Here is an 18,826-nt window from a genome sequence, read left to right on the forward strand (position 1 = left end):
GCCTGGTTTTATGACATCACAAACATCCTATTGGAATCGATTGATTCAGCCGGGAATCGTGGCCCTTGTTGGGGCAGGCGGTAAAACGACTGTGCTTTCAAAATTAGTAGAATATGGAAGGCTGAAAGGTCAGCCCATCGTAGTTACGACTACGACTCGACTCTATGAATCTCAAGTGGCTCATTATGAACCGATTTATACTCGAAATATTAATGAAGCTGATGAATATTGTACTGATCGTATTTTGCGTGGATATTGTGGTGCGTGGTTCTCTGGCATTACAGGAACAAAAGTGGACTCCTTAGATTGTGATCTTATCGATGGTTTAGCAAAATTGCATCCGAACTGGCAAATTGTAGTGGAAGCTGATGGGGCAAAGGAAAAATGGCTTAAGGCGCCTAAGACGACTGAGCCAGTCATCCCATCTCTCACAAAGACTACGATTGGTCTTGTGAATTTACAAATGTTAGGAGCGCCGCTTGATGATGAGCACGTACATAATATCGAGCTCGTTCAAGATATTGTGAAACGCGATATGGGTGCCATTGTAACGCCACGCATGTTGGCTGATCTTGTGCTCCATAAACAAGGTTTATTCCAATACAGTAAAGGTAAAAAAATTCTGTTCTGTACTGGTTATGAAACGGTGCAACATCGTATCATTGATGATTTTATTGATCATATTGTAGATAGCGACATTTCCGATATCATCTTAGCTGATGGATACAAAGCAAGTTGTGAAATCCGTCGCATTATTCAATGTCGGTAGGTACTCATGTCTTATGTGAAAGCAAAATCTAATACCGCTTTCAGTCCCATGAGAGACCCCATAGACCGTCGTCCTTTGCATATTGGCATTGTCCTCCTCGTAGGAGGACAATCCAAGCGCATGGGATGTAATAAGCAGCTTTTGCCTTGGCGTGGTAAAACTGTTTTAGATGCGGTCTGTGGGGCTCTTCATTGTGGATGGAATGATTCGGTAGAACTTACTGAATCCTGTAAACTACCTTTTGTAGCGGTTACTGGTGATGATCATGAAAGATTAGAACCTATAGTTACGAGCTATGGGTTTGAAGTGGTTCAGAATGAACATCCTAATCGTGGACAAGGCCTGTCCATAGCGATAGGAGTACGTCATTTGGTAGAAAACTCACCGATACCGCTAGACGGCATTCTTTGTTCTGTAGGGGATCAACCATTATTGACTGGGAATGTTGTACATCAGGTTATTAGTGCATTTAGTGATAACTTTCATTCGAAAACTATCGTCGTCCCGCATTATGGGGCGAATTATCAGTCGGGAAATCCTGTTCTGTTTGGTTCACATTGGTTTGAATCATTGCAACATATCCAAGGGGATCAAGGTGGCAAAACTATCATTCGCGGTAGTGGTAAAGACCATGTTATCAAATTGTGGATTCGTGACGATGTTGGATATGATATTGACACACCCGATGATTTTGAGCGTTTGAAACAACGTGAAAGTGAGGCATTATGAAACCATTAGTCCTTATGCGCGGAGGCGGAGACATCGCTTCTGGCGCTGTATATAGATTGAAACGTGCAGGCTATCCTGTGGTGATTAACGAAATCGCCATTCCTACCATGATTCGCCGTGAAGTATGTTATGGCAATGCTGTACATCGCGGAGAAATGATTTTGGAACGCTTTGTAGCACGTCATGTAGCCCTTAGTGAAGTAGCAGATACGTTGGCACAAGGTGTTATTCCCGTTGTGACTAGTTCGTATGAAGAGCTACTTGATACATTGAAGCCATCTATTGTGGTAGATGCTATTTTAAGTAAAAAGAATCTTGGTACCAAACGTGATGATGCAGATCTCGTCATTGGTGTGGGGCCTGGATTTACTGCAGGGCATGATGTGGATGTTGTCATTGAAACCATGCGCGGTCATTACTTAGGTCGTTGTATCTATGATGGTCCAGCGCAGCCTAATACGGGGATTCCCGGTAATGTAGGTGGTTATACTCATGAACGTGTTATTCACTCACAAAAGGCTGGTCTGTTTACAGCTAAGCGCCATATCGGCGATTCTGTACAAGCTAATGAAGTCATTGGTTATGTAGATAAAGAGCCAGTGCGGGCAAAAATTACAGGTATTCTTAGAGGTATTCTTAAGAGCGGACTCATCGTATCCGACCATTTTAAATTGGCCGATGTAGATGCTCGTTGTGAAGAATCTCATTGTTATAGTATTTCAGATAAATCCCTTGCCGTTGGTGGCGGTGTTTTAGAAGCTGTTACTGCATGGGAGTATGAAAGGAATCAAGATGGAAACGATCTATGATGTGATGAAAGACCGTCTTCAGCTTACAGAAACTACGCTGATGGTTACTGTATTGTCTGGCCCTCGTCAAGGGGATAAGACAATTTATGCTGAAGATGGTAGTGTTTTGTATGGTACACCAATCGAAGGATTTATGGTAGATAAAGCAAAGCTTAATTCTTTATGTATGGTAGGCGAAGCGGAATGTTTCGTACAACCTGTAGAAAACGATCCATCTGTCCTCGTATTGGGTGCTGGTCATGTGAGCCGTGCTATTACCGATTTATTATTATTTATCGGGTGTCGTGTAACCGTTGTAGATGACCGCCCAGAATATGTAGTTCCTGAATTCTTTGATGAACGTGTAACTCGTAAATGCTTACCGTTAGAAAACTTTAAAAATGATCTACCTCTTGATGAATATAATGGGTTTATCATTGTTACTCGTGCTCATGAGTATGATAATGTATGCTTAGAACAATTACGCGATTATTTGCCAACCTATATGGGTGTTATGGGCAGTCAAAAGCGTATTCATTATGCATTTGAAGTATTGCGTGAACAAGGTTGGACACAAGAAGAATTAGATATGGTATATGCACCAATTGGTCTAGACTTAGGTGCACAAACCCCTGAGGAGATTGCATTATCTATCGTTAGCGAATATTTGGCAGTGGTGCGTGGTAAAAAAGGCGGCTCATTGCGGAAAGGTAGAGTGAGCCATGAATCGTGAGTTTATTGAATATTTAAGTGCTCGTAAAAATGAAACACTAGCTGTAGCTACTATTTTATTTACCCGTGGTTCTACACCGCGTAAGGCTGGTACATCTATGGTAGTATTCCCAGATGGATCTATCTTTGGTACTATCGGTGGTGGTCGTGCTGAAAATGAGATTCGTCTAAGCGCTGTTGATTCCTTGAATAAAAAAGAAGCACATCGTCGTATCGAAGTTCTTTTAGATGACGATGTAGCTGTAAAAGAAGGTATGGTGTGTGGCGGACAGATGGATGTGTGGATTGAAACACAAAACATTTAAGTTCATAACTATAGAAAAAATAAAATCTTATACTCGTTTATAAATTTACAGTGTTTCTAAAATGAGTTAAAATATAAGGTACAGCCAAGCAGTTGGTTGTACCTTATTATTTTGTATAAGGAGCTATTTTTATGCATATTGACGCACTTATACATACCTTTAGGCTTCTTGATATTGCTGATATCTTAATCGTTGCCGTAGGTATTTATTACTTATATAAATTGCTTAAAGATACACGGGCCGTTTCTCTTTTAAAGGGCCTCGTTATGCTAGCAATTCTAAATTTATTGAGTCATTTGCTGAATCTATATGTTATCAATTGGATTTTGCAACAAAGTATGACCGTTCTTCTCTTCGCATTACCTGTAGTATTCCAACCGGAATTGCGTCGTGCTTTAGAACAATTGGGCCGTGGTCGAATTTTCAGTAAGGCACAGAATGTCAACGAAGAGGAAATGGATATGGCTATCAATGAAGTGATGGCGGCGGCTCGCGTTATGTCTCGTGAGCATACTGGGGCACTTATCGTTTTTGAACGTGAAGTGGGCCTCAATGACTTCGTTGATACCGGCATTTTAATGGATGCTGTGTTGAGCCGTGAACTAATTAAAAATATTTTCGTTCCTAGTACACCACTTCATGATGGGGCGCTGATTATCCGCGATGGACGTATTCGTGCAGCGGGGTGTTTGTTGCCACTAACTGAGGATCGTACATTGAGTACTGAACTTGGTACACGTCACCGTGCAGCCATCGGTTTGTCTGAACAAACTGATGCTGTCGTTGTTGTAGTCAGTGAGGAAACGGGGACAATTTCCTACACCTATGGCGGTCATATTTATCGCCATTTACCGGAAGATCAAATTAAGGAAGCATTGTGTACATTTATGGAACGCCCTTGTCAAACCATTACTGGTATGTGGAAATGGGGGGCAAAAAAATGATGATACATTTGAAACGCAATTGGCCAGCTAAGTTGTTATCATTGCTAGCGGCTATCGTCATGTGGTTCTTTATCATGCGAGATCAGAACCCTGTGATGGAGGTAACCTATACAGTACCTGTTCAAGTCCAAAATCTTGATTCCCATTATATTATAGAAGATGTACCTGATGTAGCACGCATTGTCCTTTCGGGCCCTCGCGATACGATTATGTCTATAAAGGCAGATAATCTTCGTGCATATATTGATGCATCTGGTGTAAAACCAGGTCAAAATAATGTAACCATTGGATTTACCCCTCCAGCGGGAATGAGCCTTGTTGAGGTTAAGCCTGATACTATAACAATTAATGTAGACGAATATGCAGAACGGAAAATACCGGTTGAAATTGTTCCAATTGGTAAGTTCTCCGACGATGTTGCTCTCAAGTCAGTAACTATTGTACCGAAAGAAGTAACTGTATCTGGACGTAAACAGCTTGTTAACGCTGTAAATAAGATTGTTATGAAGGTCAATATCGCTGGTCAAACCAAGAACTTTAGTTCTGTTAGTACGTTAGAAGCCTGGGATATATCTGGTAATGTATTAGATGTACACATTAATCCGAGCCAAGGTCAAGCTCAATATGAACTAAACTTATTGCGTAAAGATAAAGCCGTTCCTATTACAGTGCCAACTGCGGGAACGGTAGCTGATGGGTATGAAGTTAAGTCTATATCCGTTACACCAACTCAATTAACTGTGACTGGTCGAGAAGAAATGATTGATTCTGTTTCAGAAATTCAAACAGAACCAATTGATCTTACCGGTGCAACGAAGGGCGTTCAAGGTAATTACAACTTAGTATTACCAAGTGGTGTAAATAGTAATGTTACTACAGTACATGTTAAGGTAGATATACAAAAGAAAACTACGTAGCTAAAAAGACCCTATACGTAGCTAAAAAAGACCCTAATAGAGTAAATTCATAACTCTATTAGGGTTTGTTTTATTATTCATATATTAGCTTTTATAGTAGTGTTGTATAATAAAAGTGTATGACCATTTTCTTGTAGGTCAGTTGTTAGAAATTTAGGTCAAATAATAATGATATAAACTGCCCCAAAAGGGAGCCGAAATAGGAAAGATATGATTAGAATAATAAATCTCCGCGTGGCTGTTACGGTCAAGTCGGATATAAAGGATATTGTAGAAAAGAAATATCCCCAATTGCGAGGCGCTATTGATACGATTCATGTTGTACGACGTGCTGTAGATGCTCGTAAAAAACCGAATATTGTATTTGTGTATACCTTGTTTGTTGAGGTCCATAAGGAAGCTCAAATCATGAAAAAACTAGGTAAACAAAAGGATGTATCTGTATTTACTCCAGAGGATCCAGAACCTATTGTTTATGGTAATGTGCCTTTAGCACATCGCCCTGTAGTGATGGGCTTTGGTCCTGCTGGGATGCTAGCTGCCTTTTATTTAGCTCGTGAAGGGTACCGTCCAATCGTTCTTGAACGAGGTCAAGACGTTGATACTCGTAGCCAAGATGTAGAAACGTTTTGGAAGGAGGGCGTATTCAAGCCTGAATCCAATGTACAATTTGGCGAGGGTGGTGCAGGTACCTTCTCAGATGGTAAATTGACAACTCGCGTTACTCATCCTAGATTGCACGAGATCTCTAAATACTTTGTTGAATTTGGTGCACCTGAAGAAATCTTATATAAACATAAACCTCACGTAGGTACAGATAAGTTGCGCACCATGGTGAAAGCTATGCGTGAACGCATTATCGAATGGGGTGGTGAAGTTAGATTCGGTGCCAAAGTAACTGATTTGTTTATTGAAAATGACCATATCGTAGGTGTTGAAGTTAACGATAACGAACGCATTGATACGACGGTTGTCCTTTCTGGCGTAGGTCATAGTGCACGCGATACGTACGAAATGTTACATAAACGTAATGTAGAAATGACGGCAAAACCATTTGCTATCGGTGTTCGTATTGAACATGATCAGGCTGTCATTGACGAGTCTCAATATGGTGTAGAACCATCTAGCTTGGGTCTTGGTGCAGCGGAATATTCTCTTGTGTACCATGATAAAGAAACAGGCCGTACAGCGTATAGCTTCTGTATGTGCCCAGGTGGTCAAGTTGTAGCATCTGCGTCCGAAAATGGTGGCGTTGTTGTAAATGGCATGAGTTTATATGCTCGTGATAGCGGTGTTGCGAACAGTGCTATCGTAGTTAATGTAGGGCCTGATGACTTTGGTAATCATCCACTCGATGGTGTAGCATTCCAACGTGAATGGGAGCGTAAAGCTTATGAATTAGGTGGCTCTAACTTCTACGCACCAGCTCAGACCGTAGGCCAGTTTTTGGGGCTTTCACAAGCAACAGATGTACAAGATAGCACATATAGCTATGAACCAGGTGTAGTAAATTGCGATTTACATGATTGCTTGCCACCATTCGTAACGTCCGTGTTGGAACGGGCATTGCCGTATTGGGGACGACGTATTCATGGATTTGATGATCCTGCGGTATGCATGACTGGTGTTGAAACACGCACCTCTGCGCCGCTTCGCATGGGGCGTAATGAAGAACGTATTTCTCCAACTGTAGGTGGATTTTATCCTATGGGGGAAGGTGCAGGCTATGCTGGCGGTATTATGAGTGCAGCCCTTGATGGAGCAGAAACTGCCATTATATGCATGGCAAAATATGCAAAACCTAACTAGTTAGTAGTAGAATGTATTGTGAAGTAAACTACAGTATAGGTTCATTTTGGTACTGTAAAATACTATATCTATATAGTATATATATGTGTGGTGTATATATTGTGATATAATACACAACAGTGAATATATGAGGATTTGTGATTTTCACAATCCCTAGAGGAGGATAATTATGGCTCGTTTATTTGGTACAGATGGTGTACGTGGTGTTGTTAATGAATTTTTAACACCTGAATTAGCCTATCATTTAGGCCGTGCAGCGGCTACATATTTTGGTAAAGAAAAAGACCATCCTACATTCTTGATTGGTCGTGATACGCGTATTTCTGGCTCTATGCTTGAAAGTGCGTTAGCATCCGGTATTTGCTCTGTTGGTGGCAATGTTGTAATTGCCGGTGTTATTCCGACTCCAGCAGTAGCTTACCTTGTACGTCAACAAGGCTTTGATGCAGGTGCTGTTATTTCTGCATCTCACAATCCATATCCAGATAATGGTATTAAATTCTTTGATGGCAATGGCTATAAATTGCCAGATGAAGTAGAAGATCAATTAGAACAATATGTTCGTCAAAGTGCAGATAATGAATTACCACGTCCTACAGGTGATGGCATTGGTACCATTGAGTACAATAGCAATTTAGCTCATTTCTACGCTCACTTTGTTCGCCACACAGTGGATACATCCCTTGAAGGTTTGACTATCGTATATGATGGTGCAAACGGTGCTGCTTCTAGTGTAGGCCCTGAAATCTTGTCTGGCCTTGGCGCTAAAGTAATCAACATCAATGTAAATCCAGATGGCTTGAATATTAATCATCACTGTGGTTCTACACATATCGAAGGCTTGCAAGTGGCTGTACAACAACATAATGCAGACCTTGGTATCGCTAACGATGGTGATGCGGACCGTTGCTTATTGGTAGACGAAAAAGGTCAAGTTCTCGATGGTGACCAAATCATGCTATTGTGTGCGCTTAAATTGAAAGAAGAAGGCAAACTCAAAGATGATACTGTAGTTGGTACTGTTATGAGTAATATCGGATTCCATAAAGCAGCAGAAGAACTAGGAATGAAAACAGTTTCTACTGCTGTTGGTGACCGTTATGTTTTGGAATACATGCGTGAACATGACCTCTCCGTTGGTGGTGAGCAATCTGGTCACGTAATCTTCTTAGATCACAATACAACTGGTGATGGCATGTTAACAGCTGTTCAAGTGGCGGCTCTTATGAAAGAAAAAAATCAACCACTTTCTGAGTTGGCTGGCATTATGACTAAGTATCCTCAAGTTCTTATCAACGTTCGTGTTGCTACAAAAACAGGTTGGGAAGACAATGATATTATCAAAGCTGCCATCGTAACAGCAGAAGGTGAACTTGGTGATGAAGGCCGCGTTCTAGTTCGTGCATCTGGTACAGAACCACTCATTCGCGTAATGGCAGAAGGTCCTAACCAAGAAGAACTACAAGCACTATGCCAAGAAATCGCTGATATCATCGGTAGAGAACAAGGGTTAGCAGACTAACTCTTAATGAGTGATAGTTTAAATTGAATAATCATAATGAATAACCTTTTTGTTTTGGGTTATTTTAAGATTAGAGGGTATCATTATGAAAACAATAGGTTTAATTGGGGGAATGAGCTGGGAAAGTACGATTACGTATTACCAAGTTTTGAATGAAACTATTAAGCAAGCTTTGGGCGGTTTACATTCGGCAAAATGTATTCTATATAGCGTTGACTTTGAAGAAATAGAAAAGTGCCAGGCAAATGGCGATTGGAATAGAAGCGCTGAAATTTTATCCGATGCGGCTCAATCTCTTGAAAAGGCCGGTGCTGATTATATTGTTATATGCACGAATACAATGCATAAAGTTGCGGATGAAATAGAAAGACATATTCACATCCCTCTCCTTCATATTGCGGAAATGACTGCAGTAGAGTTAGAAAAATCAGGTATTACAAAGGTAGGTCTACTTGGTACCAAGTACACGATGCAACAAGATTTTTATAAATGTATCTTGGAAAATAGGGGGATTCATGTTGTTATCCCTAACGAAGATCAAGTCGAACTTGTGAATGATATTATATACAATGAACTGTGTTTAGGTGTTATTTCTAATGAATCTAAACAACAATACTTAGATATTATTGGTGATTTGGTAAAATCTGGTGTACAAGGTGTTATTTTAGGCTGTACTGAAATCGGACTACTTGTTAAACAGGATGATACGGATATACCGTTATTTGATACTACATTGATACATGCAAAAAATGCGGCGTTGATTTCTATTGATGGAGCATAACTTTTGATACTCTTATTTTTGTGTGATAAATCAAAAAGGATATCTGTATTTGAACTGCTATGAGATTTGAATAAAAAAGAAGAAAGCACTACTTTGAATTGCAAAATTCAGAGTAGTGCTTTTGCCATTATTTATCAGCTACAACGAGTTTATATCCATTCAAGTGAATGTTATTATTTGTTGTGTCTTCGTTAGTTAAAGATTTTACATAGCTATCACCAGTGAGTGTCCAGGTAGAGTCTTTGCTGAGTTTTATTGTAATTTCTTTAGCGGTGTTATCTGTGTTTACAGCGCCTACGAGGCTAGATCCATTAGTCATATCTAGTGCGACAGTGCTGATGGAGTCAGCTACGATGTTACCGCTAAGTTCTTGATTAGATGCGCGGAGTGTGAGGTGTCCACCGTTTTCACCGTCTTTGCCCCAGCGGGAGTCTGCCGCAGCTTTCACCAGTGTCGTAGTGTTTGGCATTAAGATTGTGTTGCCTGTAAGGTCTGCTTCAGCGGTGGTGTTGTTTACATAGATGAACGCACCTGTGGAGTGGGTTGTGAGCGTATTATTTTCAGCTTTGAGGCGTGCAATACCGCTTTCAGCATCACCGGAGAAGCTTTGGTAGAGCATGAATCCATTGTCTTTGTAGCCAGTTACATTTGAGTTTGTAAGGGTAATAGAGTTTTTACCTTCTACGACACCAATTTCACTCTTGTTGGCCACGCCGTTCACATTGTTAGCTGTAATATTGCCAGTGGAGTAGATAACAGGACTGCCTGTGCCAGAGGTTGTAAGCTTAGCTGCTTCTGCAGTAATAGTGCCTTCACCACGGTCTGTAGCAAGGGTTGCGGAGTGAGCACCTTCGGTAGTGATAGTTAGGTTTTTACCGTTTACAGTGCCTTTATAGGTTGCATCTAGACCACGAGAAGAATCGCCTTTTGTGTGGATGTTAGTATTTTCTACGTTGATCACAGAGCCTTCACCAGTGGCAAATACTGCATTAGATCCAATGCTATTAGAGGTGATGTTACTATCCTTAATGCTTGTTTGGCTGCCTTCGATGCCGAGCACTACTGCGTTTTGTCCGTGGAAATTACTGTTGTCATCGTTTGTGGTGTTGCCCATTTTATCAAATACGCTGCTATCGATGGTGATAGTGGCTTTGTTTTTGCTGATGAAAGCATTTTTGTCGCTTGTAGTATTATCAAATCGTTGGTGTTCGAATGTTTTGCTTTCACTAATAACAGATGTACCTGTGAAAGTACTAGGATTAGCTTCCTTATGAGGCGTTTGTTCATTAATTTCGCCTGTCTTTACATCATCAGGTCTAGGCACATCAGCCTTAGGTACATCGGTTTTAGGCACATCAGCTTTAGGTGCATCGCCTTTAGGCACTGATATGCTTTGGGTAGGTACATTAGCTTGTACTGGTTCTGCCCCAAATGTAGGGGCAAAGGCTAGTGCTGCAAGGGCACCGCCCGCTAAAGCAGGCAGGATGAGACGTCTTAATGTTCTATAATTACGTGAATGTGTCATATATAATAACCTCCAAATATTTATTGCGCGATAAAATCGAATTGTGTAAAATTAAGATTGTAAGAAGTATAGTAATTATCTGTGAAAATAGTATGAATGATACATGGGATTTATAAAGAAATACTAATCGTGATTTTTAGATATGTCGATAAGGATGTCTTGCTTTCACCATTCATTATCACGTATAATATAGATTGGTATACGATGTATACTTTAAAGATCTGCCGTATCTTATAGAAAGGAGTTTCACAATTCGTAAGAGCGAATAGCGCAAGTACCCGCGAAGGCAGTCGTTAGGGTAGACGAGGTGAAGAGTGATCGAATAATCAGCGGATGCTCTTCCGGCATATTCATGTCGTAACAGATACTAAAAAGCCCATTGGTAACAATGGAGACAAAGTGTATCTGAATGAATTGTATTAAAGTAATAATTAATACATAATTGAAATATTAATCTAGAACATTAATCTAGAACATTAATCTAGAACATTAATCTAGAACATTAATTAGCCTTAGTTGTTGGCTGGGGCTAGAATGCCCCCAGTTATAGGAGGATATATTTATGTGCGGTATCGTAGGATACATTGGCTTTAATCAAGCATCTGATTTCTTATTGGACGGTATGGCGAAATTAGAATACCGTGGTTATGACTCTGCAGGCATCGCTGTTATTGGTGCTGAAAATGCAATCAAAATTCAAAAAAAGGTTGGCCGTCTAGCTAATCTTGAGGCGATTGTAAAAGCAGATCCTAATGAAGGAACTGTAGGTATTGGTCATACGCGTTGGGCTACTCATGGTCGTCCATCCGATATGAACGCCCATCCTCACTCCTCTGAAGATGGTAAATTTGCTGTTGTTCACAACGGTATCATTGAAAACTACATGCCTTTAAAAGAAGAGCTCATCGAAAAAGGGTACCATTTCAAATCTGAAACTGATACAGAAGTAGTAGCTCATTTATTAGAGGATATGTACGATGGCGATTTCGTAAGTACTGTACGCCGCATGCTCGCTCGTGTTGACGGTGCGTATGCTCTTGAAATCATCTGTGCTGATGAGCCAGACAAAATCATTTGTACTAAAAAAGAAAATCCATTGGTTATCGGTCTTGGCAAAGGCGAAAACTTCGTTGCATCCGATATTCCAGCAATCATTAACTACACACGTGATACATACATCTTGAGCGATGGTGAATTAGCTATCGTAACTCGTGATAATGTATCCGTATTTGACCGTGAAGGTAATGCTATCGATAAAGAAGTATTCCACGTAAGCTGGAATGCAGAGGCTGCTGAAAAAGGTGGTTATGAACACTTCATGTTGAAAGAAATTCATGACCAACCTAAAGCAGTTCGCGATACATTTGGTACACACATCTCCGAAGATGGTAAAACTGTACACTTTGAGGAATTGAACTGGACAGCTGACGATGTAGCAGCTTTCAATAAAATCCTCATCGTTGCATGTGGTACTGCATACCATGCAGGTCTTGTAACAAAACAATATATTGAAAACTTGGCGCGCATTCCTGTAAATGTGGAAATCGCATCTGAGTATCGTTATAGCAATCCGTTGACTGATGATAAAACATTATGTATCGTTATCAGTCAATCTGGTGAAACATCCGATACATTGGCTGCTTTGAAAGAGGCTAAACGTCATGGCGCTAAATCCTTGGCAATTACAAACGTAGTAGGTTCCAGTATTTCCCGTGAAGCAGATAACACTGTATATACGTGGGCAGGTCCTGAAATCTCTGTGGCGTCTACAAAAGCGTATACTACTCAATTAGTAGCAGGTTTGTTGTTCGCTGTATACCTTGGCCAATTGAATGGTAAAATGGATCCGGCTTTAGGCGCAGAAATCCTTTGTGGTGTTAAAAGCTTGCCTACATTGATTCATGAAATCTTTGAAGTAGACGAAGATATGAAAGCCTTTGCAAAGCATTATGGCTTCAAATCTGATGCGTTCTTCTTGGGCCGTGCTATCGACTACGCAGTAGCAATGGAAGGTGCTTTGAAATTGAAAGAAATTTCTTACATCCATGCTGAAGCATATGCTGGTGGTGAGTTGAAACATGGTACTTTGGCGCTTATTGAAGAAGGCGTACCTGTTATCGCATTGGCTACACAAGAAGATGTGTACGATAAGATGATCAGCAATATCCGTGAAGTAAAAGCTCGTGAAGCTGTTGTAATCGGTATTGGCATGAAAGGTGACGAAGAATTATCTAAACACGTAGATCATACAATCTATGTGCCTCGTGCAAATAAATTCATCGCTCCAATCCTTGCGGTTGTACCATTGCAATTATTGGCGTACTACGCAGCGATTACACGCGGCGCAGATGTAGATAAACCACGTAACTTGGCTAAATCTGTAACCGTAGAATAATATATATAACCAACAGTGCTTCGGCACTGTTGGTTTATTTCAATATAGGGAGACTATTATGGCAGTTATATTTTCCGGCATCCAACCAAGTGGGGAATTAACACTTGGCAACTATTTGGGGGCTTTACGTAATTTCTTAGAGTATCAAGATACTGATGAATGTTATTATTGCATCGTTAACCAACATGCGATCACTGTACCGCAAGATCCAAAAGAGTTATTCCAAAATACTCGTAATTTGGCTGCGTTGTACCTAGCGGTTGGCCTCGATCCTAAAAAGGTAACATTGTTCGTACAATCCGAAGTGCCTGAGCATGTTAAACTCGGTTGGGTTATGCAATCTATCAGCTATGTTGGCGAATTAGAGCGTATGACACAGTACAAAGATAAGTCTCAAAAGCAAGGTGACTCTATCCCTACAGCGTTGCTTACGTATCCACCATTGATGGCGGCAGATATTTTGTTATATGGTACTAACTATGTTCCAGTAGGTGAGGACCAAAAACAACATCTTGAGTTGACTCGTAATTTGGCAGAGCGTTTTAACCGTAGATTTGGCGAAACTTTCGTAGTACCTGATATCAAGGTAGGCGAAGGTGGTGCTCGCGTTATGAGCTTACAAGAGCCAACTAAGAAAATGAGTAAATCTGATGATAACCAAAATGCTACAATTCGTCTTTTGGATGCACCAGACTTGATCGTGAAAAAATTGAAACGCGCTCAAACTGACTCTGATAACGCGGTGCGTTATGATAAAGAAAACAAACCTGGCATTTCTAACTTGATGGGCATTTACCGTGCTATCACAAAAGACAGCTATGAAGCTATCGAAGAAATGTATGCCGGTAAAGGTTATGGTGTCTTCAAATCCGATATCGCAGACCTATTGGTGGCAACTCTTGAGCCAATTCAACAACGTTACAATGAGTTGATTACAAGCCCTGAACTCGATGTTATTCTCGATGAAGGTGCTGCTAAGGCTCATGCTAAAGCAAGTCAAATGTATCGTAAAGTAGAGCAAGCTATGGGCTTGTGCCGTAAATAAAATCATATAGTAGACTTTCAATTTGTGAGGTAAGCCATGACGAAACAAGAGGCGATGGAACGCTTTTCATCAGGTACCGTACAACAGAGCTTAGAAATACATCGTGGAATTCAGTGGGCCGGTCGTATCATCGGTCTATTGGTTTGCGCCTTAATTGTAAAATATATGCCCGCCGATTGGGCTGAGCGTATATGGTATTACCTGTTGTTACTCGTAATATTGTGGACCCTTCATAGATTAGGTGAAAGTCAAGCATTTATCTGTGAAAAGGGCCTCGTGTTAAAGCGAAGGCCTTTTTCTGTGAAAGAATACTTTCACAGCCTCTTTCATGGCGATGAATATTTTGTCTTTGTCGATTATGAGCATATAATTGGATTTACTGAAGGTTGGCGTGAGTTGCAGGCCATGAATGGTCATGGTGGGATTTATGTAATACCATTAGATCTCGCACAGGTAGGGTATAAAGACAAAATGGCCATGATTGAAGCGATTCATAAGCATTCAGATACATAATGTATGCGTATATACAAAGGATTTAGTACTATAATCCTGTATGAACCATGAGAGAACTAAAAAATTCTAAAATTTATCAAATTAGCTATTTACAACTTTAATGAACTAAAGTATAATACAATCATCGGGTACAGACATGAGTTCTGTACAGCATAGAATAGCAAGTAGTTAAAGGTGTAACACACAGTGGAGGATAGTTATGAATTGGAAAAAAATGATGGCCGTTGGCCTTGCAGCAGTATCTATGATGGTATTTGTAACGGGTTGTGGTAGCGATACTAAAACTGCTAATAAAGAATTACCTAAAAAAATCGTTATCGGCTTAGATGATAGCTTCCCTCCAATGGGCTTTAAAGATGATAAAGGCGAAATCGTAGGTCTTGATATCGATATGGCTAAAGAAGCAGCTAAACGCGCTGGCATGGAAGTAGAGTTCAAAGCTATCGACTGGTCCAGTAAAGAAGCTGAGTTGAAATCTAAAAAAATCGACGCTTTATGGAATGGCTTAACAGTTTCTCCTGAACGTGAGAAAAATATCTTGTTCTCCAACACATATATGAAGGATAAACAATACATCGTCGTTCGTAATGAAGATGAATCCATTAAATCTAAAGCCGATCTTGCAGGCAAAGTAGTAGGTGTTCAACAAGCTAGTACTGGTGAATCTGCATTGCAAAATGATCCGAGTGGTAAAACTGTGAAAGAAACTAAATCTTATGCTGATTTCGTAAGTGCTTTCATGGATCTTGGTATTGGACGTGTTGATGCAGTTATCGCAGATGGTGTTATCGCTCGTTACCTCATGACAAAAGAACCTGGTAAATACAAAATCGTAGAAGGTACTGATTACGGTGTTGATAACTTCGCTGTTGGCTTCCGTAAAGATGACACTGCATTGCGTGATAAAATCAATGGTATCTTAGCTGAAATGAAAAAAGATGGTACTGCTGATAAAATCGTTGAAAAATGGTTAGGTTCTAGCGCAGACCTAGATAAGAGCGATGCTAAATAGTACAATTCGTGATATACTAATAGTACTATGGTCAGTTTGTACAACAGATAATTAAAGAACGAAATGTACACTAGAGAAGAGGCCAGATGCCTCTTCTCTAGTCGTGTTTTGAAGGAGTATTCCATGTTAGATTATTTATTGCAGATTATCCCAACCATCGCTGATGGTTTGAAGGTAACAGTATCGCTATTCTGTATTGTATGGATCCTATCCATCCCTGGCGGTATTCTACTTGCTTTGGTACGTTTATCTAAATTTACAGTGCTAGACAAAATCGTTGAAGCCTTTGTATATTTGATGCGCGGCACACCACTAATGCTTCAAATTTTATTCGTGTATTATGCATTGCCTATCATTACAGATGGTGCAGTCCAAATGGATGATGCTACAGCTGCAGTGCTTACATTCGTATTGAACTACGCAGCGTATTTATGTGAAATTTTCCGCGGTGGTATTCAATCCATCTCTCGTGGTCAGTACGAAGGGGCAAAGGTTCTTGGATTTACTTATGCCCAAACGATGCGTAAGATCATCTTGCCACAAATGTTTAAACGCGTATTGCCTCCACTTGCGAATGAGACAATTAACTTGTTGAAAGATACTTCTCTCGTATACGTATTGGCTATGAACGATATCTTGCGTATTACAAAATCTATCGTACAACGTGACTTTGACATCTCTGCCTTCTTGGTGGCAGCTTTGTTCTACTTGATCTTTACCTTTATTTTGACAAATATCTTCAACTACTTAGAAAGAAGATTTGCTGTATACGAAGATTAATCTATTCTCTAGTTGCTTGTCGTATTTTACATCCAATTATTGTTCATATAGTGGACTAATACTCAATGATTAGTATGTTTAGATAAAAGGATGCGACGATTTAAGAGGTACTTATGACATTTGTAAATATGGAGCGTATTGAAAAACGCTTTAACAATCAAACTGTATTGCGCGATGTATCGCTCAAAATGAATAGAGGGGAAATCGTTTCTATTATCGGTCCTTCTGGGTCTGGTAAATCTACATTCTTGCGCTGTTTAGGTCAATTAGAGACTATCGACGGTGGTTCTATTACTGTAGATGGCACTGTTCTTGCTAGTACTGATGCTAATGGCACTGTAAACTATGCAAGCCAAGAAACACAACATGACTTGCTATTACGCATGGGCATGGTGTTCCAATCTTTCAATTTATTCCCTCATATGACAGTGCTCGATAATATTATGATCGCACCGCGTATGGTAAAAGGCATGAAAGATGATGAGATTTTACCGATTGCAGAGCGATTACTTAATAAAGTTGGCCTATGGGAAAAGCGCGATATGTATCCATCCCGTTTATCTGGGGGCCAACAACAACGTGTGGCTATCGCTCGTGCATTGGCGATGAATCCAGAAATTATGCTCTTTGATGAACCAACATCTGCTCTTGACCCAGAGTTAACAGGTGAGGTTCTAAAGACTATTAAACAATTGGCCGATGATCACATGACGATGATTATCGTAACTCATGAAATGAACTTTGCTCGTGAAGTATCTGACCGTGTCATCTTCATGGCCGACGGTGTCATCCAAGAGGAAGGCACACCAGAGCAAATTTTCAATAATCCACAGAACGATAGAACGAAAGCGTTCTTGGAGAATATGTTATAGGAGGTCTTATGAAGTTACGTTTTATTGCCGCTACATTAGCTGTAATGGCTATGGGCACGACCTCTATTATGGCGGAAGGTTTGCAGGGTACACCTAGCACACCAATAGCTATTGTAGACTCACAAAAAGACTCTGCATCTATCTTGCCAGAACAATATAAGTCCTATGCTACTACGATGAATACAGTGGTTAAGGATTATAAAAATGGCTATACCTTTACGCTTCCTTGGCGTGTAGCAGATGGTGTTAAACTGGATATGGATGTGCGCAGTGAAAGTGAGCATATTCAAGGCTATTCTTTCAACTTAGCCGGTCCAACTCAAGATGATTCCTATACAGTGTCTTTCACAAAGCGCAATAATACACCGCAAGACGGGGTATCTCAAAAAGAATGGAATACGACTTGGTATGGTGTGCCAATCAAGGGCATGTCTGATGAAGAATACTTGAGCATTTGGCGTCAACATAGTAATGCCTTTGAAAATAATGATATTGTTGGTGGCTTCTTTAACAAGAAAGGGGCTATATCAGCGCGTTGGGATAAGACGACACCAAAATCGTATGCTGAAATGACCTCTACAGAGCCTGTTCAATCCGTATTTGAAGCGGAATTCATCATGGATAAGGACCCAACACATCGCTATAATTTAGCTAGTACTTATGCTCCTATTCAAGGGGAGTTTATGGAACAAGGTTTGATGGAACATACGATTCCGTCCTTTGAATTATTAAATAAAACTGGTTCTAGTACGATTAAAGGTGTTAAACAATTTATCTCTGGCACTAGTGACATTAGCGTAGATGAAGGCATCAAATTTAATTATCCAAAAGGATTTACCCGTCTTAATGAAAAGGGGAAAATTGCTTTCACTAAGCATAATATACGCCTTGATATTGAATCTTTTACAATTCCAGTACAAGCAGTTAGCACAGGCATGCCTACGATGATGGGCAAACAAATGCTAGGTGATTACTATCTTAAACAATTGGTTGAGGTGAATAAGGCAACCATCACTCGTTATGAAACACATATTATTGATGGTAATGTTATGTTCTACTTGGCAGGTCATATGAAGAATCCTAATACAGCTGATACATCCGCAGCGGCACCGGTATCCTTCGCAGCTACTATTATCTTAGGTAATGAAGGCAATGTAGCTGTGGCTCGTATGATTGGCCCAGCAGGCACAAGCCTTAGCACACCAGAGCTTATCGATGTGCTCGATGGATTTAAGTTGACTACTACATTGAATACGAACCAATCTTCACAAGTGTTGTAATATACACATAATATTCTTTTATTTGTATAATTCTGTATAATTTGTGCTATAATAAAAGAAATCCTCTAGAAAAAGAGGAGTTTTCCTTGATGGTCTAGAATATAATAA

At 40.2% G+C, this 18,826-nt stretch carries 18 protein-coding genes; 17 read left to right on the forward strand and 1 reads right to left on the reverse strand.

Translation table 11 applies throughout. The annotated features are described in order from the left end of the window. Positions 1–10 precede the first annotated feature (10 nt). The 10 genes from yqeC to VEIS1202513_RS01390 all read left to right on the forward strand — a co-directional run bounded on the left by yqeC (position 11) and on the right by VEIS1202513_RS01390 (position 9,296). On the forward strand, positions 11–769 hold the full coding sequence (gene yqeC, locus VEIS1202513_RS01345; protein WP_060923868.1) for a selenium cofactor biosynthesis protein YqeC: 759 nt from the start codon (positions 11–13) through the stop codon (positions 767–769). Positions 770–775: 6 nt separating this feature from the next. Then, entirely contained in the window at positions 776–1,498 is a 723-nt protein-coding gene (locus VEIS1202513_RS01350) for a nucleotidyltransferase family protein (protein ID WP_213467633.1), read from the forward strand. Continuing rightward, a complete protein-coding gene (gene yqeB, locus VEIS1202513_RS01355; RefSeq protein ID WP_213467634.1) occupies positions 1,495–2,307 on the forward strand; it encodes a selenium-dependent molybdenum cofactor biosynthesis protein YqeB in 813 nt (270 codons plus the stop codon). The genes VEIS1202513_RS01350 and yqeB overlap by 4 nt, the downstream gene beginning before the upstream one ends. After that, positions 2,291–3,019, forward strand: coding sequence for an XdhC family protein (locus VEIS1202513_RS01360; RefSeq protein ID WP_213467968.1), 729 nt, complete (start codon positions 2,291–2,293; stop codon positions 3,017–3,019). The genes yqeB and VEIS1202513_RS01360 overlap by 17 nt, the downstream gene beginning before the upstream one ends. Further along, positions 3,009–3,323: an XdhC family protein gene (locus VEIS1202513_RS01365; protein WP_024066914.1), complete on the forward strand. Its 315-nt coding sequence runs from the start codon at positions 3,009–3,011 to the stop codon at positions 3,321–3,323. The genes VEIS1202513_RS01360 and VEIS1202513_RS01365 overlap by 11 nt, the downstream gene beginning before the upstream one ends. A 131-nt stretch (positions 3,324–3,454) precedes the next feature. Beyond that, positions 3,455–4,267 (forward strand): diadenylate cyclase CdaA, encoded by an 813-nt coding sequence (gene cdaA, locus VEIS1202513_RS01370; protein ID WP_213467635.1) that lies wholly within the window; start codon positions 3,455–3,457, stop codon positions 4,265–4,267. Beyond that, positions 4,264–5,184 carry a CdaR family protein gene (locus VEIS1202513_RS01375; RefSeq protein WP_213467637.1) on the forward strand — a complete coding sequence of 307 codons (921 nt, stop codon included), beginning with the start codon at positions 4,264–4,266 and terminating at the stop codon, positions 5,182–5,184. The genes cdaA and VEIS1202513_RS01375 overlap by 4 nt, the downstream gene beginning before the upstream one ends. Before the next feature lie 210 nt (positions 5,185–5,394). After that, on the forward strand, positions 5,395–6,993 hold the full coding sequence (locus VEIS1202513_RS01380) for an NAD(P)/FAD-dependent oxidoreductase (protein ID WP_213467638.1): 1,599 nt from the start codon (positions 5,395–5,397) through the stop codon (positions 6,991–6,993). A gap of 169 nt (positions 6,994–7,162) precedes the next feature. After that, positions 7,163–8,515: a phosphoglucosamine mutase gene (glmM, locus tag VEIS1202513_RS01385; RefSeq protein ID WP_213467639.1), complete on the forward strand. Its 1,353-nt coding sequence runs from the start codon at positions 7,163–7,165 to the stop codon at positions 8,513–8,515. Positions 8,516–8,600: 85 nt separating this feature from the next. After that, positions 8,601–9,296, forward strand: a complete 696-nt coding sequence (locus tag VEIS1202513_RS01390) for an aspartate/glutamate racemase family protein (protein WP_213467640.1) — start codon at positions 8,601–8,603, stop codon at positions 9,294–9,296. Positions 9,297–9,423: 127 nt separating this feature from the next. Here VEIS1202513_RS01390 and VEIS1202513_RS01395 read toward each other — a convergent pair whose 3' ends face one another. Next, positions 9,424–10,821 (reverse strand): hypothetical protein, encoded by a 1,398-nt coding sequence (locus VEIS1202513_RS01395; protein WP_213467641.1) that lies wholly within the window; start codon positions 10,819–10,821, stop codon positions 9,424–9,426. A 562-nt stretch (positions 10,822–11,383) separates the two neighbouring features. Between VEIS1202513_RS01395 and glmS the strand changes: the two genes are divergently transcribed. The 7 genes from glmS (at position 11,384) to VEIS1202513_RS01430 (ending at position 18,718) form a co-directional block, all read left to right on the forward strand. After that, a complete protein-coding gene (glmS, locus tag VEIS1202513_RS01400) occupies positions 11,384–13,216 on the forward strand; it encodes a glutamine--fructose-6-phosphate transaminase (isomerizing) (RefSeq protein ID WP_213467642.1) in 1,833 nt (610 codons plus the stop codon). Between the two features lie 58 nt (positions 13,217–13,274). Further along, the gene (trpS, locus tag VEIS1202513_RS01405; RefSeq protein ID WP_060923857.1) at positions 13,275–14,261 is read left to right on the forward strand and encodes a tryptophan--tRNA ligase; all 987 of its coding nucleotides are present in this window, start codon (positions 13,275–13,277) and stop codon (positions 14,259–14,261) included. A 36-nt stretch (positions 14,262–14,297) separates the two neighbouring features. Continuing rightward, entirely contained in the window at positions 14,298–14,774 is a 477-nt protein-coding gene (locus VEIS1202513_RS01410) for a hypothetical protein (protein WP_060923856.1), read from the forward strand. Positions 14,775–14,973: 199 nt separating this feature from the next. Beyond that, positions 14,974–15,786 (forward strand): amino acid ABC transporter substrate-binding protein, encoded by an 813-nt coding sequence (locus tag VEIS1202513_RS01415; RefSeq protein WP_213467643.1) that lies wholly within the window; start codon positions 14,974–14,976, stop codon positions 15,784–15,786. Between the two features lie 123 nt (positions 15,787–15,909). Beyond that, complete coding sequence (locus VEIS1202513_RS01420) at positions 15,910–16,566, forward strand: amino acid ABC transporter permease (RefSeq protein ID WP_005387763.1); 657 nt, start codon at positions 15,910–15,912, stop codon at positions 16,564–16,566. Positions 16,567–16,679: 113 nt separating this feature from the next. Then, positions 16,680–17,438, forward strand: coding sequence for an amino acid ABC transporter ATP-binding protein (locus tag VEIS1202513_RS01425; protein WP_060923854.1), 759 nt, complete (start codon positions 16,680–16,682; stop codon positions 17,436–17,438). Between the two features lie 8 nt (positions 17,439–17,446). Next, positions 17,447–18,718, forward strand: coding sequence for a hypothetical protein (locus VEIS1202513_RS01430; RefSeq protein ID WP_213467644.1), 1,272 nt, complete (start codon positions 17,447–17,449; stop codon positions 18,716–18,718). Positions 18,719–18,826 lie beyond the last annotated feature (108 nt).

This window comes from Veillonella orientalis, assembly GCF_018406505.1.
Classification (GTDB): Bacteria; Bacillota; Negativicutes; order Veillonellales; family Veillonellaceae; genus Veillonella; species Veillonella nakazawae.